The sequence below is a fragment of the Halolamina litorea genome (assembly GCF_026616205.1).
GTDB lineage: Archaea > Halobacteriota > Halobacteria > Halobacteriales > Haloferacaceae > Halolamina > Halolamina litorea.
Genome location: NZ_JANHGR010000001.1, coordinates 610843 through 627842, shown reverse-complemented (window position 1 = coordinate 627842; position 17000 = coordinate 610843). Strand labels below are relative to the sequence as shown.

The window sequence follows — 17000 nt, the reverse complement described above, 5'->3', positions numbered from 1 at the left end:
AGCGGGCGACCGAGAAGTCGGAGTGGCGGCTCACACCTCGCTCGGGAGCCGTCGTGGGAGCCGGATACCGGTGAACTCGAAGCGGGCGCCGCCGGCCTCCGAGCCGGTCACCTCGACCCCCCAGCCGTGGGCGTCGACGATCTGTTCGACGATGGCGAGCCCGCTGCCGTGGCCGTCGTCGCGGCTGCTGTAGCCCGAATCGAAGACGCGGTCGCGCTCCGCCGGCGGGACCCCCGGACCGTCGTCGGCGACGTAGAAGCCGTTCGGGAGCGCACCCACGGTGACGTGTACGTCCGCGCCGGCGTGGTCGATGCTGTTCCGGAAGAGGTTCTCGAACAGCCGCTTGAGTCGCTGGGGGTCCGCGAGCACCTGTCCGGGTTCGTCGATGGAGAGCGTCGCTTCCTCGGCGGCGGCGCTGCCCCACGCCTCGGCCACGAGCGCGTCGAGGTCGACCTCCGCCGGGTCGTGGACGCTGGCGCCGGTCTCGACGAGCGTCCGGAACTCCGAGAGCAGTTCGAGCGACCGGTCGAGCGCGTCGTCGATCGTTTCGACCCGTTCGGGGTCGACGCTCCCCTCCTCAGCGAGCAGTTCGAGGTGACCCTGTGCGACCGAGAGCGGCGTCTTGATGTCGTGGCTCAGGTCGCTGGTGAGTCGCTCGATGCGCTCCTCGTGGCGCGACGCCTCCCGAACGGCCATCCGCTCGTCGGTCACGTCGCGCTGGAAGCCGAGGAAGTGCGTGACCGTGCCGTCCTCCTCGCGGACGGGTTCGATCTCGACACGGTTCCAGAACGGCGTGCCGTCGGCGCGGTAGTTCAGCAGTTCGGTGTCGACGGATTCCCCCTCGTCGAGGCCACGCCGGAGCGTCTCCGTGGCGCGCTGCTCGGTCGCCGGACCCTGCAGGAAGTTGTGGCTCTCGCCGATCACGTCCTCGCGGTCGTAGCCGGTGATCGCACAGAACGCGTCGTTGACGAACAGGATCGGACAGCCCTCACGGCGGGGGCCGGTGAGGGTGATGCCGATGGAGGCCTCCTCCAGCACGCGGGCACCGAGGTCGACGTCGAGGTCGTCGTCGATGGTGCCGGCGTCGCGGACGACGGCGGTGACCACTCGCTCCTCGTTGGCCCGTGAGACCGAAAGCGTCGTCTCGACCCGTCGGTCCGAGCCCGCGACCGGCGTCTCGAACGTTCGCGTCGCCGGCGGCGACCGGGCGAGTAGCTCCGTCACCGGGTCGGGGTCGTCGCCCTTCCACACCAGCGGCGCCATGTACGGCTCGCCGACGATGTCGTCGGCGTCGACGCTGAGGAGGTCGTGGAACGCCTCGTTGGCGTAGGTCACCCGTCCCTCCGCGTCGAGTGCGGCGATCGCCTCGCCGGCGGTCTCGACCATGCGCTGGAACTGGTGGAGTTCGCGCTCGCGTTCGCGTTCGGCGGCGACGTTCCGGAGGATCCCCACGGAGCCCTCGAACTCCTCGCCCTCGTACGGCAGCGCGGCCATGTGATCCCGGCAGGGGATCGCCTCCCCGTCGGCCGTCAGGATGTCCACGTCGAAGCGGGCGGTGTCCGCCCCGGTGGCAGAGAGCACGTCGCCGAGTTCCGACGCCGCACGGTCGACGCCCTCGGGGGACTTGATCAGGGCCGGTTCGGCGCCGATGATCTCCTCGACGCTGTAGCCGGTGAGGTCGGCGAACGCCTCGTTCACGAAGCGGAACTCCCCTTCCTCGTCGACGACGTAGGCGGGATAGCCCAGCGCTTCGACGATGGTCTCGTAGCGCTCGGCACGCCCTCGGACCCGCGTTTCGGCGACGGCGTTGCGGATCCGGTTCGCCAGCAGTCGGTAGACGTCTCGTGACCCCCCTTTCTGGAGGTAGTCGGTAACGCCCGCGGAGATGGCGTCGCTGGCGACGTCCTCGCTCCCGCGGCCGGTGTAGAGGATGTACGGCAGTGAGGAGTCCGCCTCCCGGACGGTTTCGAGCAGTTCGAGGCCGTCCATGCCGGGCATGTCGTAGTCGCTGACCACGCAGTCGGCCGTGCCGGCCTCGACGGCCTCGAGGACGCTGTCGTGGTCGGTTGTGGCGACCACCGAGAGGTCGTCGTAGTTGTCGAGGAACGCCTCGGTCATCGAGAGGAAGCTCTCGTCGTCGTCGATCACGACGACGGATATCTGTGTATCGGAGATGCCGACGGCGGACATAGCGGAGCTAGGAACGCCGATGTATCAATAGTTGTGACCTCGGTAGTTCGGTGGGGGAACCCCCCGTCTCGGTGGTCCGTCGGGGTGCTCAGCCGAGCACGTAGTCGAGAACGGGGTGACGTTCGATCAGGGGCCGGCCGTCGACCTCGTACGCTTCGAGGTAGGCGTCGACGCCGAGGATGCGGCCCGCGCCGAACGCGGCCACGGCGAGGAACACCAGCATGTACGCGAAGTCCCCGTTGATGACGCCGTGTTCGACGCTCCAGTTGCCGAGGTAGAACATCGTCATCAGCGTGGCGCCGAAGAACGCCGCGAGGCGAACGAACGCGCCCACGAGCAACCCCAGTCCGATAGCGAGTTCGCCCCACGGGACGGCGACGTTCGTGACGGCCATCAGCCAGCCGATCTCGGACATCGCGGCGAAGGTCCCCGCGAGGGGGCTGCCGTTGGCGGCGGCCCCGAAGCGCAGGTAGCCCGTCGCGTCGAAGGGGGTGCCGGAGACGAAGGTGAGCTTCGTCCATCCCGACCAGAAGAACGCCGCGCCCATCATGAGGCGCAGCGACAGGACGAACCACGCACTCAGGCTGTGGGCCCGTCCACGGACGGTGTGACCGGCGATCGTACTCTCGAACGTGTTGCTTAGGGGATTAGTTACGGACATTGGTGCGTCTGGGACCGGGTTCGGCGACAGTCGGCGAACGGGTGTCCCCGTCGCTACAGCGCCGGGTGAGCTAATAACCTCGTAGGTAGGCGTGTCAGCAACCGACAGGGAGTCACCGCGAGGCCAACACCGAAAGCGCCGACGACGGGTCGTCCGCCGCGAGGTGGTCGCGGACCGCGTCGCTCCACGTCCGGGTGGAGCAGGTCCGCCCGGTCCATCGCCTCAGCCAGTTCATTCACCTCCCGGTAGACCCACTCACTCACGAGTACCTGTTGCCGGAAGGGTTCGATAAGGGGGTTGCCGTACTGCTGAGGTAGCCGAACCCCGCGCCGATCGCTGGAGTGCGGCTACTTCTGTACGTCCAGCAGCGCCACGCGCTCGAGGATCAGATCCGGGAGCGAGCCCTCGATTGCGTCGCGTTCGGCGTCGTTCACGTCGAAGAACGACCGAACGGTCGCCTCGTCGTACTCCCCGAGGACCGGTGCCGGATCGACGTGCCCGCGGAGGCGTTCGACCGCCTCAGCCTCCGCCGTTTCGTCGCCGTCTGGAGCATCGACGAGCACGACGACGCGGTTCTCGCCCTCAGAGACGCCCATCGCCAGCGCGCGGTTGATCTGGCGGCGCCCCGCGGCGTAGCAGAGCACCTCGACGGCACGCTCGCGGGCGACGTTCTCGCCGCGGGCGATGGCCCGATCCGCGCGGTCGAGTGCCCGTTCGAGGTGGGCCTCGGAGACCACGTAGTCGGCGTCGAACGCTTGGATGGTAGTCCCGGTTGCTTCGGCGGCGTCGTCGAGGGTGGCGAGGAACGAGTCGAGGTCGTCGACCGTCGCCGTACCGTCGAGTAGCCGCATCAGAAATCACCCAGCGAGGCTTGGCCGCCGGCCTCCTCGCGGCCGGCACGTTTCGCGTCGCCGTCGGCGACCACGCCCTCCATCGAGGGGTCCTCGCGCCCGACGTTCTCCAGCACCGTCTCGGCGGTCTTCTCCCCCCGGAGCGCACCGAGGATGACCGACTTGTCGGCGTCTCGGAGGTCGGCGCGGGACTCGATGCCGGCTTCGAACAGGCGCCGTGCGCGCTTGCGGCCGACCCCGCGGACGCTCGTGAGGTCGAGCAGTTCCTCGCGGACGCCGTCCTCGACGCGCTTCTTGGCCTCGCGGACCGAGACCACGTTCGAGAGGTCGAGTTCGCCAGCCAGCCGCTCGGCGGCGTTGAGCAGCCACTCGGCGGTATCGACCTTGCCGCGGATGTCACCCGGGCCGACGCCATAGCGTTCGGCGATCCGGTCCTCGTCGACTTCGCTGGCCCAGTCCTCGAGCATCCGGGCGGTCTTGAGCGCCGAGAGCCACTCCTCGAAGGCGACGTCGTCGTACTCCGAGGGCGTGCGCCCGAGCAGTTCGGTCTCGCGCTCGAACAGTTCCTCCTCGTAGGTCTCGCGGTCGCCGGACTTGAGGTAGAGTTGGTACATGTCCGGCGTGCGGGAGACGAGGTGGTAGAGGCCGAGTGCGGAGACGTCGTCATCCTCGTCGTCCGCGGCCTCGTCGGCGTCACCCGCCTCGTCAGCATCGCTGCCCGCGAGTGCGTCGTCGTCGAGCAGGTCGTTCGCGGTCGTGAAGCCCGCCGACTCGTCGCCGTCGGGGTCGGCGAGGCCGCCCCGGGAGCCGTAGTTCCCGGTTCGGTCGTCGCCGCCCTCGCTGCCCCGGAGGCCGTCGATGATCTCGGCGGCGCTCATCGGGTCGAGGTAGAGCCGCGAAACGGTGTGGCCGATCTCGGTCGCGGTGATCGTGCCGTCCTCGCGGTCGACGAACTCGTTGACCGCGAGGTAGTTCAGGACGGTGTCGGTCACGGACTCCAACTGCGCGCTCCCGGCGCTCTGGACGGCATAGAGGGTGTTGCCGAGGAAGTCGAGGATGTCCTCGCGCGTGTTCGCGAAGCCCGACGCGACCGTGGCGAGCAGGTGGGTCCGCAGCGCCGGCTCGGCGGCGAGCTTCGAGCGCACGGGCTCGGGGTCACCGTGGACGTAGCGGTCGAACAGTTCCTCCTTCGTGTCGTTGTTCGAGGCGAGCAGCACCGCCTCGCCGTAGGGGTCGAGTCCGGGGCGGCCGGCCCGGCCCATCATCTGGTGGATCTCCAGCGTGTCGAGTGGCTTCATGCCGCCGAACTCCGGGTCGTAGCGCCGCCAGTCCCGGACGATCACTCTACGGGAGGGCGTGTTGACTCCGGCCGCGAGCGTCGGCGTCGCCGCGATGACCTTGATCAGCCGGTCGCGGAACGCGCCCTCGACGAGGTCCCGGTGTTCGCTGGAGAGGCCGGCGTGGTGGAACGCCGCGCCCTCGGCGACACACTCCGCGAGGTCGTCGCTGGTCGCGGTGTCGGAGACGTCCCGGAGCGCCGTCGCCAGTTCGCGGAGGTCGGCGCGCTCTTCGTCGGTCAGGTGGTCGCTGGTGACGCTACCGAGCCGGCTCGCGGCGGACTCGGCGTTACGCCGGGAGTTGACGAAGACGAGGCTGGAGCCGCCCTCGTCGAGGGTGTCGTCGACGAGCGCCGGGGTCTGCTTGCCGCCGCTGTCGACGGGCACCTCGCGCTGTGAGCCGTCGGCGAAGTTGATTGCGTTCCCGAAGTGGACGCCGGTGCGGAGGTCGATGGGTCGCCAATCGGAGTCGACCAGTTCGGCGTCGAGCCAGTCGGCGATCTCGGGAGCGTTGCCGACCGTCGCCGAGAGCGCGACCGTCTGGAGGTCGTGGTTCAGTCGGCGGAGTTTGGCGAGCGTGACTTCGAGCGTCGGGCCGCGGTTCCGGTCGTCGACGAGGTGGACCTCGTCGCTCACGACACAGGAGAGGTCGTCGATCCACGGCGCGCCGTTGCGGACCAGCGAGTCCACCTTCTCGCTCGTGGCGACGACGATGTCCCGCGAGCCGAGCCACTCGCCGTCGGACTCGTAGTTGCCCGTCGAGACGCCGACGGTGACCCCGTACTCCTCCCAGCGCTCGAACTCGGTCTTCTTCTCGCTTGCCAACGCGCGCAGCGGGACGATGTAGAGGGCGGTCCCGCCCCGCTGGACCGCGGAGAGCATCGCGAGTTCGGCGATCAGGGTCTTCCCGGAGGCGGTGGGGACCGCGGCGACGACGTTCTCGCCGTCGGTCACGCCCGCCTCGACGGCCTCTGCCTGCGGCGGGTAGAGCTCCTCGACGCCCTCGCCCTCGAGGTGCTCGCCCACGCCGCCGGGGAGGCCCGACAGCTCCGTCGGCTTCATTACCGGAATCTTGCCCGCTCTCGGGTTTAAACTACGGGGTCCGGCGCGGGGAGAGCGGCCGCCGGAGCAGCCCGCGTACTCAGCGGTCGGTGAGTTCGTAGGGGTCGGCGTCGGCGGGCAGCGGCGACTCGTACTCGCGGTCGCCCTTCCGTTCCTCGAACTCCGCGGTCGCTTCTTCGAGCAGTTCGTTCTCGGTGAGCAGGTCGTAGAGCGACCCAGCAACCACTTTCCCGGCGAAGAGCATCCCCGCGGTGCCGAGGTCCTTCCCGGCGGCAACGGCCTGCCACGAGTGGGCTGGCGTGCCCGCCGGCCACGTCGCCGCGCGGAAGCGCCCCAGCGGGACGGTCCACGACACGTCGCCCGAGTCCGTCGAGTAAGAGCCGGTCGTTCCCTCGTCGGGCGCGTCGAGTGGTTCGGTGAACATCGCCGCCTCGGCGGCCTCGTCACGGCGGTCAGCGGGCACGTCGGCGTAGGATGGGCTCCCGAGGGTCTCCTTCAGGTCGGCGGCGAAGGCCTCCTGCTCCTCGGAGAGCGGGAAGTCGGCGGCCTCCATGTTCGCGAGGATGGTGTCCCCGAGCGTGTGGTTCGGGAGGACGCCGTACATCCCGGAAGTCTTGGTCACGTCGACCTCGGTGCCGGACATCAGCGCCGCGCCCTCGGCGGCGTCGCGCACACGATCGGAGACGGCCTCGACGGCCGCGCGGTCGGGCGCCCGGACCATGACCTCCATCGACGCCTCGGCGGGGACGACGTTGGCGGCCTGCCCGCCGTCGGTGACGACGTAGTGGATCCGGACCGGGTCGGCGACGTGCTCGCGCATGAACTCGATCCCGTTGCCGAGCAGTTGGACGCCGTCGAGCGCCGACCGGCCGGCTTCGGGCGCCGCCGCGGCGTGGGCGCTCTCACCCTCGAACCGGACTGAGAAAGTGTCCACCGCGAGGCAGGAGCCCTTGTTCGGCGCGTTAGTCCAGCCGGGGTGCCACGAGACGACGGCGTCGAGGCCGTCGAACGCGCCGTCCTGAATCATGTACACCTTGCCGGCGCCGACCTCCTCGGCGGGCGTGCCGAGGTAGACGACCGAGCCCTCAACGTCGCCGCGCTCGATCGCGCGCTTGACCGCGATGGCGCCGGCGAGGCTGCCGACGCCGAAGAGGTTGTGGCCGCAGCCGTGCCCCGGCCCGCCCTCCTCGATCGGTTCGGGTTCGGCGGTCGCGGCTTGGCTCATTCCCGGGAGCGCGTCGAACTCCCCCATCGTCCCGACCACCGGCCCCTCATCGCCGTAACGGGCGACGAACGCGGTGTCGATACCGGCGACGCCGAACTCGACGCTGAACCCTTCCTCCCGGAGCGCGTCGCCCAGCGCCTCGGCGGCGTCGTGTTCCTGCAGGGCGACTTCGGGGTTCTCCCAGATATCCGTCGAGAGGCCGGTCAGCCAGTCCTCGTCGGCCTCGATGTCGTCGAACAGCTGCTGTTTGGTCACGACTGTCCCGTGTTACCGCGGCTCGAAAAGGGTTGCTAGGTCCGAGCGGCGGCGATTGTCAGCCGTCCACCCGAGACGTGACCGAAAGCTAGATGTCCGCGACCAGCCCGCCGAGTTCGTCGACGGGGATCAGTTCCATCGTCTGGGTGTCCAGCCCGTAGCGCTCGATGGAGACGGAGGTCTGGAAGGCGGCGTCGCGGCCGTCGGCCTCGAACACGATCAGGAAGTCGTGCTCCCCGAGGACGGCGTAGGCGTCCGTGAGTTCGCCGCCCAGCGCCTCGATGTCGCCCGTGAGGTCGCCCCAGATGGTCGCCAGGTCCTGTACGTTCTGGACCGTCTCGTCGGTCACGTCGACCAGCGCCATGTAGGTGTCCATGCGTGCCAATTGTTGGCAATCAACGAAAACGTTCCGGCGGGTTGACTACTCCGCTTCGAGGCTCCGCTGGACGAAGTCGCGGGGGAGCGCCTCCATCTCCCCGACCTGTACGCGCCAGAGGTTCGCATAGAGGCCCTCCTCGTCGATCAGCGACTCGTGGCTCCCGCGCTCGACGATCTCGCCGTCGTCCATCACGAGGATGTGGTCGGCGCTCCGGACCGTCGAGAGCCGGTGGGCGATCGCGAAGACGGTGCGGTCCTCGGTCAGGGCGTCGAGGCTGTTCTGGATTACCGCCTCCGTCTCGTTGTCGACGTGGCTCGTCGCCTCGTCGAGGACGAGCACGTCCGGGTCCCGCAGCACGGTGCGGGCGAGCGCGATCCGCTGGCGCTGGCCGCCAGAGAGCTTGACTCCGCGCTCGCCGACCATCGTGTCGTAGCCGTCCTCCAGGTCGGCGACGAACTCGTGGGCACCGGCGGTTTCAGCGGCCTCGCGCAGTTCGTCCTCGTCGTAGTCGGGGACGCCGTAGGCGATGTTCTCGGCGACGGTGCCGTAGAACAGGTACGGCTCCTGACTCACGTAGCCGACGTGCTCGCGGAGGCTCCGCAGGTCCACGTCGGCCACGTCGTGGCCGTCGAGGGAGATCGTCCCCGAATCGGGGTCGTAGAAGCGCAGGAGGAGCTTCATCGTCGTCGACTTCCCGGCGCCGGTGGGGCCGACGAGGCCGACGTAGTCGCCGGCGTCGGCCTCGAAGCTGATCCCGCGCAGCACCGTCTCCTCGGCCTCGCCCGCCTCGTCGCGGTAGGCGAAGTCCACGTCGTCGAAGACCACGTCGCCGTCGACCTCGTCGAGTTCGATGCCGTCGGCGTCGGCGCTCACACGGCTCTCGCTGTCGAGCAGGCCGACGATGCGCTCGCCGGCGGCCTCGGCGTACTGGTAGCCGTTGATGATCTGGCCCATCTGGCGCATCGGGTAGACGAACCGCCGTGAGTAGTTCAAGAACAGCACGAGCGTCCCGGCACTCAGGGCGGCGTTCGGGTCGCCGCCGGAGAAGAACGGGTGGGGCGGCGAGCCAGTCACCACCCACCAGCCGCCGACGAAGAAGACGACGACGTAGGCCGCCGCGGTCGTCACCTGCAGGCTGGGGAAGAACTTGATCCGGGTGGTGATGGCGTCCCACTGGGAGTCGAGGTAGTCCCGCGAGGAGTCACGCACGCGGCCGGTCTCGAAGCGCTCGGTGGTGAAGGACTTCAGCGTCTCGATGCCGCCGATGTTGTTCTCCAGCCGGCTGTTGAGCTTCCCGACCGCCGACCGGACCTCCTGGTACTTCGGGTGGATCGCCTCGACGAACCAGTAGCTCAGGTAGCCCAGTATCGGGATGGCAGCGACGGGGATGAGCGCCAGCCGCCAGTTGATGATCAGCATCACGACGCCCATCCCACCGACCCGGACGAGGATGGTGATGAAGCTCTTGAGGTTCGTCGTCAGGAACCCCTCCAACTGGTTCACGTCGTTGTTCAGGATGCTCATCACCTCGCCGGTCTGGCGGTTGTCGAAGAACTCCACGCCCTGTCGCTGCAGCGCGTCGTAGGTATCGACGCGCACGGAGTGCTGGAAGTGCTGGGAGAAGCTGTTCCAGAGGTAGTTGTTCACCCAACTGGAGCCCGCGCCGACGGCGTAGGCGGCGGCGATCAGCGTCCCGGCGAGCAGGAACTGCGGGCCCGGCTCGGCGGGGATCCACGACTCGGGCACGAGGAACAACGAGAACGCCGTCGTGTCGAAGAACAGGGAGTCGATGGCGACCGCGAGCAGCAGCGAGGGAACCAACTCCATGAGCATCTGTACGACGGCAGCAACGGCGCCGCCGGCGAAGGTGGGGAAGCGCTCCCGACCGTACTCCCGAAAGAGCCTGAGGATGGCGTTTCCCTCCTCGGCGCGGAGCTCCGCGAACTCGTCATCGTCGTCTGGTGGCACGTCCCACGTACTTGGGGCCGCAGGCTGAAAACGACCCGGTCGCGGAGAGCCTGTGGGGTTCTACCAGTCCAGGTCGACGGCGTCCCCGACGGTCAGGTCGAACGCCTCGTCGCCGCGGCCCTGATTGACCGCGAACTCGACGTAGCCGTGGCTTCCCACGGTCACGAGGCGCTCGCCGGGGTCGCGGGCCGCGTAGGCGTCCTCGACGGGCGCGAACTCGTCGTTGACCCGAACGGATGTGTGGCCGTCAAGGACGTGGCCGGGGATGTTGGTGATGGTGTTCCCGAAGTCGTCGACGACCAGCACTTCGCCGGTCGCGGCGTCCTCGTCGCGGATCGGCTCGGGGAACGTCAGGTCGACCCAGTCGTCGACCGGCGTCACGTCGTCGGCGTGGGCCACCTCGTCGACCTCGTGGACCCGCGCAGCGGCGGGCGCGAACACGTCCCGGCCGTGGAACGTGTTGCTCGCGGTCTCGTCGTCGTCGTAGGCGACCTCGTAGACCTCGATCTCCTCGTCGTCGTCGACGATGCGGCGGGCCGCCGGGAGCGCGACGCCGTTGTCGGGGGCGACGATGCGGTGGTCGCCTGCCTCGACGACGACCGCGGCGCGGTCGGTGCCGACGCCGGGGTCGACGACAACGAGGTGAGTGGCCGGCGGGAATTCGGGGAGGACCTCCCGGAGCCAGAACGCGGCGGCGCGCACGTCCTGCCGGGGGAAGTCGTGGGCGATGTCGACCAGTCGGGCGTCGCACTGCCGGAGGATGACGCCCTTCATCGTTGCTGGGTAGGGTGTGCCGAAGTCGGAAGCGAGCGTGATCATCACCCGTAGGTTACAGGATTCGGCCCTTCAGCGTACCGGCTTTCCCAACGGGGGAAACACTATGCCATCCGCGGGCGGTCGTGGCGTATGAGCGAGAACTCGGCGGTCGAGTTGATCGGGGAGTGGCAGACCGGCGCGCTGTACGTGTTCGGGTCGCTGTTCTCCGGGTTGGTCGTCGGCGCCCTCCTCGGCCGGTCCGTTTCCGGCGTCGCCGGCGTAGTGGGGTTCGTTCTGGGCGCTGTCGGTGCGTTCTTGCTGATTTCGTACGTGCGATACGGGCGCTGACCCCGCTTACAGTACGATCGCGTCGGCCGGGTCGAACCCGACCGTGATGGCGTCGGTGTCGGGCGGCTCGGGCAGCCGGAGCACCATCTCGCGGCCCGCCCACTCGCCGTAGAGGCGCGTGGTGCCGCCGAGGTACTCCGTGGTTCCGAGCGCGACCGGGAATCGGTTGTGGCCGGCGTCGGTGTCGAGTGCCACGGGGCGCACGCAGAACGTCACGCTGTCGCCGACGGCCACGTCGGCGTCGCCGGCGTCGACGTGGAACGTCTCCCCCTCCACCTCGACGGCCAGTTCGTCGCCCTCGCGGTCGGTGACGGGCCCCGAGAAGACGTTGTTCTCGCCGACGAACGAGGCGACGAACTCGGTCTCGGGGCGTTCGTACACCTCGACGGGGGTGCCGACCTGCTCGACACCGCCGCCGTGCATCACCGCGAGCCGATCGGAGACGGCCAGCGCCTCCTCCTGATCGTGGGTGACGTAGACGGTCGTCACGTCGAGTTCCTGCTGGATACGCTTGATGGCACGGCGTAGCTGCTCGCGTAGCCGCGCGTCGAGTGCGCTCATCGGCTCGTCGAGCAGGAGCACGTCCGGGGCGGGCGCGAGCGCGCGGGCCAGTGCGACCCGTTGTTGCTGGCCGCCGGAGAGTTCGTCGGGCTCACGGTCGCCCATTCCCGGGAGGTCGACCAGTTCGAGCAGTTCCTCGACGCGCTCGTCGACGGTCAGCCCCCGAGGTGGGTCGGTGAAACGCAGGCCGTAGCGGACGTTCTCCGCGACGGTCATGTGGGGAAAGAGCGCGTAGCTCTGGAACACGACGCCGACGTTGCGGTCCTCGACGGGCGTGTCACTCACGTCCTCGCCGTCGAAGCGGACCGTGCCCTCGGTCGGCGACGACAGCCCGGCGATCGTTCTGAGCGTCGTCGTCTTCCCACAGCCCGAGGGGCCGACGAGCGTGAAGAACTCCCCCTCCTCGACGGTGAGGGAGACCTCCGAGAGCGCGACGGCGTCGTCGAAGGTCTTGCGGACGCCGTCGAGTTCGATGCGGGCCATCTACATCCCCCTCCCTTCGCCGAGGCGGTCGATGACGAGGAAGCTGGCGGCGGTGACGACGAGCAGGACACAGCCCATCGCCGTCGCGGGACCGAGGCGTCGGCCGATGAAGCGTTCGATGGCGACCGGCATGGTGTACGCCGAACTCCCACTGGCCAAAATCACCGTCGAATCGAACTCCCCGATGCTGATGGCGAAGGCGAACGCTGCGCCGGCGACGACGCCGGCGAACACCTGCGGGAGTTCGATGTCGAGCAGTACCCGGAGCCGCGAGGCGCCGAGGGTGCGCGCCGACTCGACGACCGAGCGGTCGATGGTCGCCAGCAGCGGCGCGACGTTGCGCGTAACGAAGGGGTACGCGCCGACGGCGTGGGCGGCGACGACGGCGACGGCGCCGGTGACGGTGAAACGGTAGCCGAACGCCTCGGTGCCGAACACGAGTCCCTGCAGCAGACCGAGGCCGACGACGACCCCGGAGACGGCGAAGGGCGCCATCGAGAGCGTGTCGATCAGTTTGCTCCCGGGAACGTCCCGGGTGGAGACGACCGCCAGCAACACCCCCATCGGGACGGCGATGGCGAGGCTGCCGACGCCGTAGATGAGGGAGTTGGTGATGGCCGTCAGCGGTTTGATCTGGAACGCTTCGGCGGTCAGCTGTCGGTCGACGAGGAACTGGTAGTGCGCGAGCGTGAGCCCGTTCGGGCCGGTGACGCTCGAAAGCAGCATGCTCGCCATCGGCGTGACGAACACCACCAGCGCGACGGCGACGTAGCCCCAGACGGCCACTCGGTCGAGGTTGAGCCGACCGAACAGCGGCTTTCGCGGCGCCGGCCGGGCGGCGCTCTCGGCGCGCTGGCGTGCCTCGTACTGGAGGTACGCGTACGTCAGGACGAGCGAGAACACCATCTCCAGGGTCACCAGCGCCGAGGCGCCGGCGTAGTCGAGTTGGCCGACGCGGTGGTACACCCAGACCTCGACGGTCGCCAACTGGAGACCCCCCAGCGCGAGCACGATGGCGAACGACATGAACGAGAAGATGAACGTCAACAGCGCGCCGGTGAGGATCGCCGGCAGCAGTTGGGGGAACACCACGTCCACGAACGCCCGCCGCGGCGACGCGCCGAGGCTCCGGGCCGTCTCGGCGGTGCCGGCGTCGACGCTCTCCCACGCCGTCGCCGTCACCCGGGCGATCAGCGGCGCGTCGTAGAAGGCGTGAGCGAGGACGATGATCGGCAGCGTGTACAGCAGTTCGACCCGCGGGAGCCCGAGCCCGGTGAGGGCGGTGTTGAGCACGCCGTTGCGGCCGAACGTGGCGATGAAGCCGATGGCGACCATGATCGACGGCATCACGAACGGCACCGCGGTCAGCGAACGGATCGTCTTCCGACCGGGGAACTCGAAGCGGGCGAGCACGTACGCCCCCGGGAGCCCCAGCGCGACGCTCGCGACCGTCGAGAGGAGCGCTTGGTAGGCGGTGAAGCCGAACAGCCCCAGCCGGTAGTTCGGGAACGGGTACGTGATCGGACCGAGGTGGTGGGGTTCGAAACTGGTCCACAGCACCGACGGGTCGTCGACGGCCTGTGCGAGGACGCCGAAGAAGAAGGGGTCCCGAAGCACCACGAGTAGGGGCTCGGCGGTGAGTCGCCCCTCGCGCCAGATCGCCTCCGAGAGTACCCGACCCACGGGGTAGTAGAACAGCAGCGTCAGCAGGACGAGCGTCGAGACGGCGGCCAGCGGGAACGTGACCGCTTCGAGTCGGTGGCGGATCGCCGCCACGCTACTGGGTGGCGACCTGCCGTGACCACTCCTCCAGCCAGCCGTCGACGTTCCCGGAGAGGCGGTCGTAGTCGAACGACACGACCGTCTCGGGTTCGGGCGTCAGGTCGTCGAACTTCTGGGGGAGTTCGGCGTTGTCGACCGCCGGCAGCGCGACGTTTCGCTGGGCGACTTCGGCCTGGATCTCGGGCCGGAGCATGAACGACATGAACGACTCGGCTAGGTCCGGCTTGTCGGTGTCGCTGAAGCGAGCCATCGCTTCGAGGTAGGCGTACCCTTCGCCGTTCAGGAAGCCGATCTGGTGTTCGGCCATGTCGGCGTCGGACATGTCGGCGAACACCTGGTCGGTGGAGTAGGAGACGACCATCGGCGCCTCCCCCTCGCTGTAGGCGCCGTAGGCGGCCCCCCAGCCCTCGAGGATGCGGGCGCCGTTGTCGAGCAGGCGCTGCCAGTAGTCGAGGTAGCCGTCCTCGCCGTACTCGTTGATCGTCCAGAACATGAACTCCAGCCCCGTCTCGCTGTTCTGGGGGTTGGGGATCAGGAGCGCGTCGCTGTAGTCGTCGGTCGTGAGGTCCTCGAACGTCTCGGGGGCGCCGACGCCGCGCTCGTCGAGCATGTTCTGGTTGTAGACGAGGCTGATGTAGGCTGCACCCATCGGGAGCGCCCGACCCTGCGGGTCGAACTGGTACTCCTCGATGATGTGGTCGGCGTTGCTGATGTTCCCCGTGTCGACGGCGTCGAACAGCGAGTCGCCGTCCTGGAGGTTGTCGTCGGCGCGGACCATGTTCTCCGGCGTGAGGCCGGCGTAGAGGTCGGTGTCGACAGTGACCCCCTGGTTGCGTCGCTGGAGGAAGTAGTCGATGCCGCCCTCGGGGGCGAACCACTCGATCGTGGCGTCGTGTTCGGCCTCGAACTGCTCTTTGACCCACGCGCCGGGGCTCGTGCTCGGGGCGTCGATGAACGAGGTGTAGGTACCCACGCGGAGCGTCGGCGTCCCCTCGGGGGTGCCGGTAGTCGTCCCCGCCGGCGTGTCGGTGCTCCCGTCGGTCGGCGACGCCGTGTCGTCGCCGGTCGGTTCCGCCGAGCAGCCGGCCAGTAGCCCCGCAGCCCCGACGCCAGCGGTTCGAAGGTACGTGCGTCGCTTCATGATTAGTCGTTACTAGTCGGGAGTCATATAACCGGCGAAAATTTCGATGGCGAGGAACGATTCGTGAGGGTGATCCGGCGTCAGCCGGACTCCTCTGTCTCGGCGACCGCGTCGGCCATCTCGTCGTCGGCCTCGGCGACCACGTCGTCGGCGGACTGGATGTCCGGCTCGGTGTCGCCGGACATGATCTTCTCGGCCTCCTCCTCCATCGCTTCGGTGTCGAGGGCGGCGGCCTCGTCGATCTGACCGAGGATGTCCTCGATGTCGTCGAGGCCCAGCATCTCCCGGGTCTCGGCGTCGAAGTCGAGGGAGTTCAGGCTCTCTTTCTCCTGGACGTTGCTCCCGGTGAGGTGCTCGCCGTAGCGGCCGACCAGCGAGGTGAGCTCCTGGGGCAGGATGAACGTCGAGGAGTCGCCCATACCGATGTTCTCCAGAGTCTCCATCCCCTTGTCGATGATCGCCCGCTCGCCCATCGACTCGGCGGACTTCGCGCGGAGCACGGTGGAGATCGCGTCACCCTGCGCTTCGAGGATCTGGGACTGCTTCTCCCCCTGTGCGCGGATGATGTTGGACTGCTTCTCCCCCTCCGCTTCCTCGACGGCGGAGCGTCGCTCCCCCTGTGCTTCGAGGATCATGGCGCGGCGGCGGCGCTCGGCGGAGGTCTGTTGCTCCATGGCCTGCTGGACGTCCTTCGAGGGGTTGACCTCGCGGACCTCGACGGACTCGACGCGGATCCCCCACTCGTCGGTGGGTTCGTCGAGTTCCTTGCGGATCCGGGCGTTGATCTCCTGGCGCTTGTTGAGCGTGTCGTCCAGTTCCATGTCGCCCAGCACCGCACGCAGGGTGGTCTGGGCGAGGTTCGAGACCGCGGTCTTGTAGTCGTCCACTTCGAGGTACGCCTTCCGGGCGTCCATCACCTTGATGTAGACCACGGCGTCGGCGGTGACCGGGGAGTTGTCACGGGTGATCGCCTCCTGTCGGGGGACGTCAAGCGTCTGCGTTCGCATGTCGAACGCGTGGGTCTGGGAGACGAACGGTGGGATGAAGTTGATACCCGGTTCGAGCAGCTTCCGGTACTCCCCGAACACGGTGAGGGCTTTCTTCTCCGTCGCGTCGACGATCTCCACGGCCTGCCAGACCGCCGCGATCACGACGAGGAGGAACAACAGCCCGACGACGCCACCGACGACGCCACCGACCTGTAGCGGTACTATAACCATAGCTCGGGGTTGGGCTGTTGGTGTCTTAATAGTTTCCCGAAATGCTGACTGTGCGTTCAGTCAGGGGCCGGGCCGAGGGAGAAAAACGGGCTACTCGGTCTCGCGCTCGAACTCCTCCTCGGCGTCGGCGTCGGAGTCCGCGTCAGCATCGGCGGCGGCGGTGTCGTCGTTGCGCTCGCCTGCGGCGTCCTTCCGGGCGTTCTCGGCGCGGGCGCGTTCGATCTCCCGGTCGAGGCTCCCCTCGACGGCGCCGAGGGACTCGACGGTGACGACGTTGCCGCCGCCGGGGTCGATCACCATCACTTCCTCGCCCTCGGGGATCTCGCCGTCGATGGTGCGGGCGGAGTAGTAGGGGTTGAAGCCGCCGTTGTCGATCTTGACCTCGCCCTCGCTGGGGGTGACCCGGGAGGTGACGCGGGCGGTCTGACCCTTCAGGTCCGAGGAGTCGCTGGTCTGGGCCTGTCCCTTGCCGCCGTAGATGTCGAGTTCACGGTAGCCGTACAGCGTGACGATTCCGAACAGGAGCACGAGCGCGGCGAGCACGAACGGCCCCCCCAAGCCGGGGACCAGCAGGCCGATCAGTCCCGCGGCGAGCAGCGAGACGCCGACGACGACGAAGTGTGCCCCCGGCGCCAGCGCCTCCGCGATGGAGAGCGCGATCCCTGCGGCGACCAGCAGCAACGGCAGCGTCGACGGATCGAGGAGCCCGGACTGGAGCAGCATCGTCCCGCGCTTGGACCGCGGTACGTATCAACGTTGGCTCCGGGGGGTTCCGGCGGCA

At 68.6% G+C, this 17000-nt stretch carries 14 protein-coding genes; 1 reads left to right on the top strand and 13 read right to left on the bottom strand.

All coding sequences use genetic code 11. The annotated features are described in order from the left end of the window. Positions 1 to 30 precede the first annotated feature (30 nt). The 8 genes from NO998_RS03370 to NO998_RS03335 all read right to left on the bottom strand — a co-directional run bounded on the left by NO998_RS03370 (position 31) and on the right by NO998_RS03335 (position 10747). Positions 31 to 2190 carry a PAS domain S-box protein gene (locus NO998_RS03370; RefSeq protein ID WP_267645627.1) on the bottom strand — a complete coding sequence of 720 codons (2160 nt, stop codon included), beginning with the start codon at positions 2188 to 2190 and terminating at the stop codon, positions 31 to 33. Between the two features lie 88 nt (positions 2191 to 2278). Beyond that, complete coding sequence (locus NO998_RS03365) at positions 2279 to 2851, bottom strand: DoxX family protein (RefSeq protein ID WP_267645626.1); 573 nt, start codon at positions 2849 to 2851, stop codon at positions 2279 to 2281. A 347-nt stretch (positions 2852 to 3198) separates the two neighbouring features. Beyond that, the gene (cgi121, locus tag NO998_RS03360; protein ID WP_267645625.1) at positions 3199 to 3702 is read right to left on the bottom strand and encodes a KEOPS complex subunit Cgi121; all 504 of its coding nucleotides are present in this window, start codon (positions 3700 to 3702) and stop codon (positions 3199 to 3201) included. After that, positions 3702 to 6101: an ATP-dependent DNA helicase gene (locus NO998_RS03355; protein ID WP_267645624.1), complete on the bottom strand. Its 2400-nt coding sequence runs from the start codon at positions 6099 to 6101 to the stop codon at positions 3702 to 3704. The genes cgi121 and NO998_RS03355 overlap by 1 nt, the downstream gene beginning before the upstream one ends. A 79-nt stretch (positions 6102 to 6180) precedes the next feature. Next, on the bottom strand, positions 6181 to 7581 hold the full coding sequence (locus tag NO998_RS03350; RefSeq protein ID WP_267645623.1) for an amidohydrolase: 1401 nt from the start codon (positions 7579 to 7581) through the stop codon (positions 6181 to 6183). An 88-nt stretch (positions 7582 to 7669) separates the two neighbouring features. Then, the gene (locus NO998_RS03345) at positions 7670 to 7957 is read right to left on the bottom strand and encodes a GYD domain-containing protein (protein ID WP_267645622.1); all 288 of its coding nucleotides are present in this window, start codon (positions 7955 to 7957) and stop codon (positions 7670 to 7672) included. 45 nt (positions 7958 to 8002) lie between these two features. Further along, positions 8003 to 9928 carry an ABC transporter ATP-binding protein gene (locus NO998_RS03340; RefSeq protein ID WP_267645621.1) on the bottom strand — a complete coding sequence of 642 codons (1926 nt, stop codon included), beginning with the start codon at positions 9926 to 9928 and terminating at the stop codon, positions 8003 to 8005. A 60-nt stretch (positions 9929 to 9988) separates the two neighbouring features. Then, complete coding sequence (locus NO998_RS03335) at positions 9989 to 10747, bottom strand: SAM hydrolase/SAM-dependent halogenase family protein (protein WP_267645620.1); 759 nt, start codon at positions 10745 to 10747, stop codon at positions 9989 to 9991. Between the two features lie 87 nt (positions 10748 to 10834). Here NO998_RS03335 and NO998_RS03330 point away from each other — a divergent pair, with 87 nt between their 5' ends. Further along, positions 10835 to 11032, top strand: coding sequence for a DUF8144 family membrane protein (locus NO998_RS03330; protein WP_267645619.1), 198 nt, complete (start codon positions 10835 to 10837; stop codon positions 11030 to 11032). Positions 11033 to 11038: 6 nt separating this feature from the next. Here NO998_RS03330 and NO998_RS03325 read toward each other — a convergent pair whose 3' ends face one another. From NO998_RS03325 to NO998_RS03305, 5 genes are all read right to left on the bottom strand, one after another. Continuing rightward, positions 11039 to 12076: an ABC transporter ATP-binding protein gene (locus NO998_RS03325; RefSeq protein WP_267645618.1), complete on the bottom strand. Its 1038-nt coding sequence runs from the start codon at positions 12074 to 12076 to the stop codon at positions 11039 to 11041. Continuing rightward, a complete protein-coding gene (locus NO998_RS03320; protein WP_379821156.1) occupies positions 12077 to 13852 on the bottom strand; it encodes an ABC transporter permease in 1776 nt (591 codons plus the stop codon). Between the two features lies 1 nt (position 13853). After that, positions 13854 to 14999, bottom strand: a complete 1146-nt coding sequence (locus NO998_RS03315; RefSeq protein WP_267645617.1) for a thiamine ABC transporter substrate-binding protein — start codon at positions 14997 to 14999, stop codon at positions 13854 to 13856. Between the two features lie 80 nt (positions 15000 to 15079). Further along, a complete protein-coding gene (locus tag NO998_RS03310) occupies positions 15080 to 16219 on the bottom strand; it encodes an SPFH domain-containing protein (RefSeq protein WP_267645616.1) in 1140 nt (379 codons plus the stop codon). Between the two features lie 90 nt (positions 16220 to 16309). After that, a complete protein-coding gene (locus tag NO998_RS03305) occupies positions 16310 to 16942 on the bottom strand; it encodes an NfeD family protein (RefSeq protein WP_267645615.1) in 633 nt (210 codons plus the stop codon). Positions 16943 to 17000 lie beyond the last annotated feature (58 nt).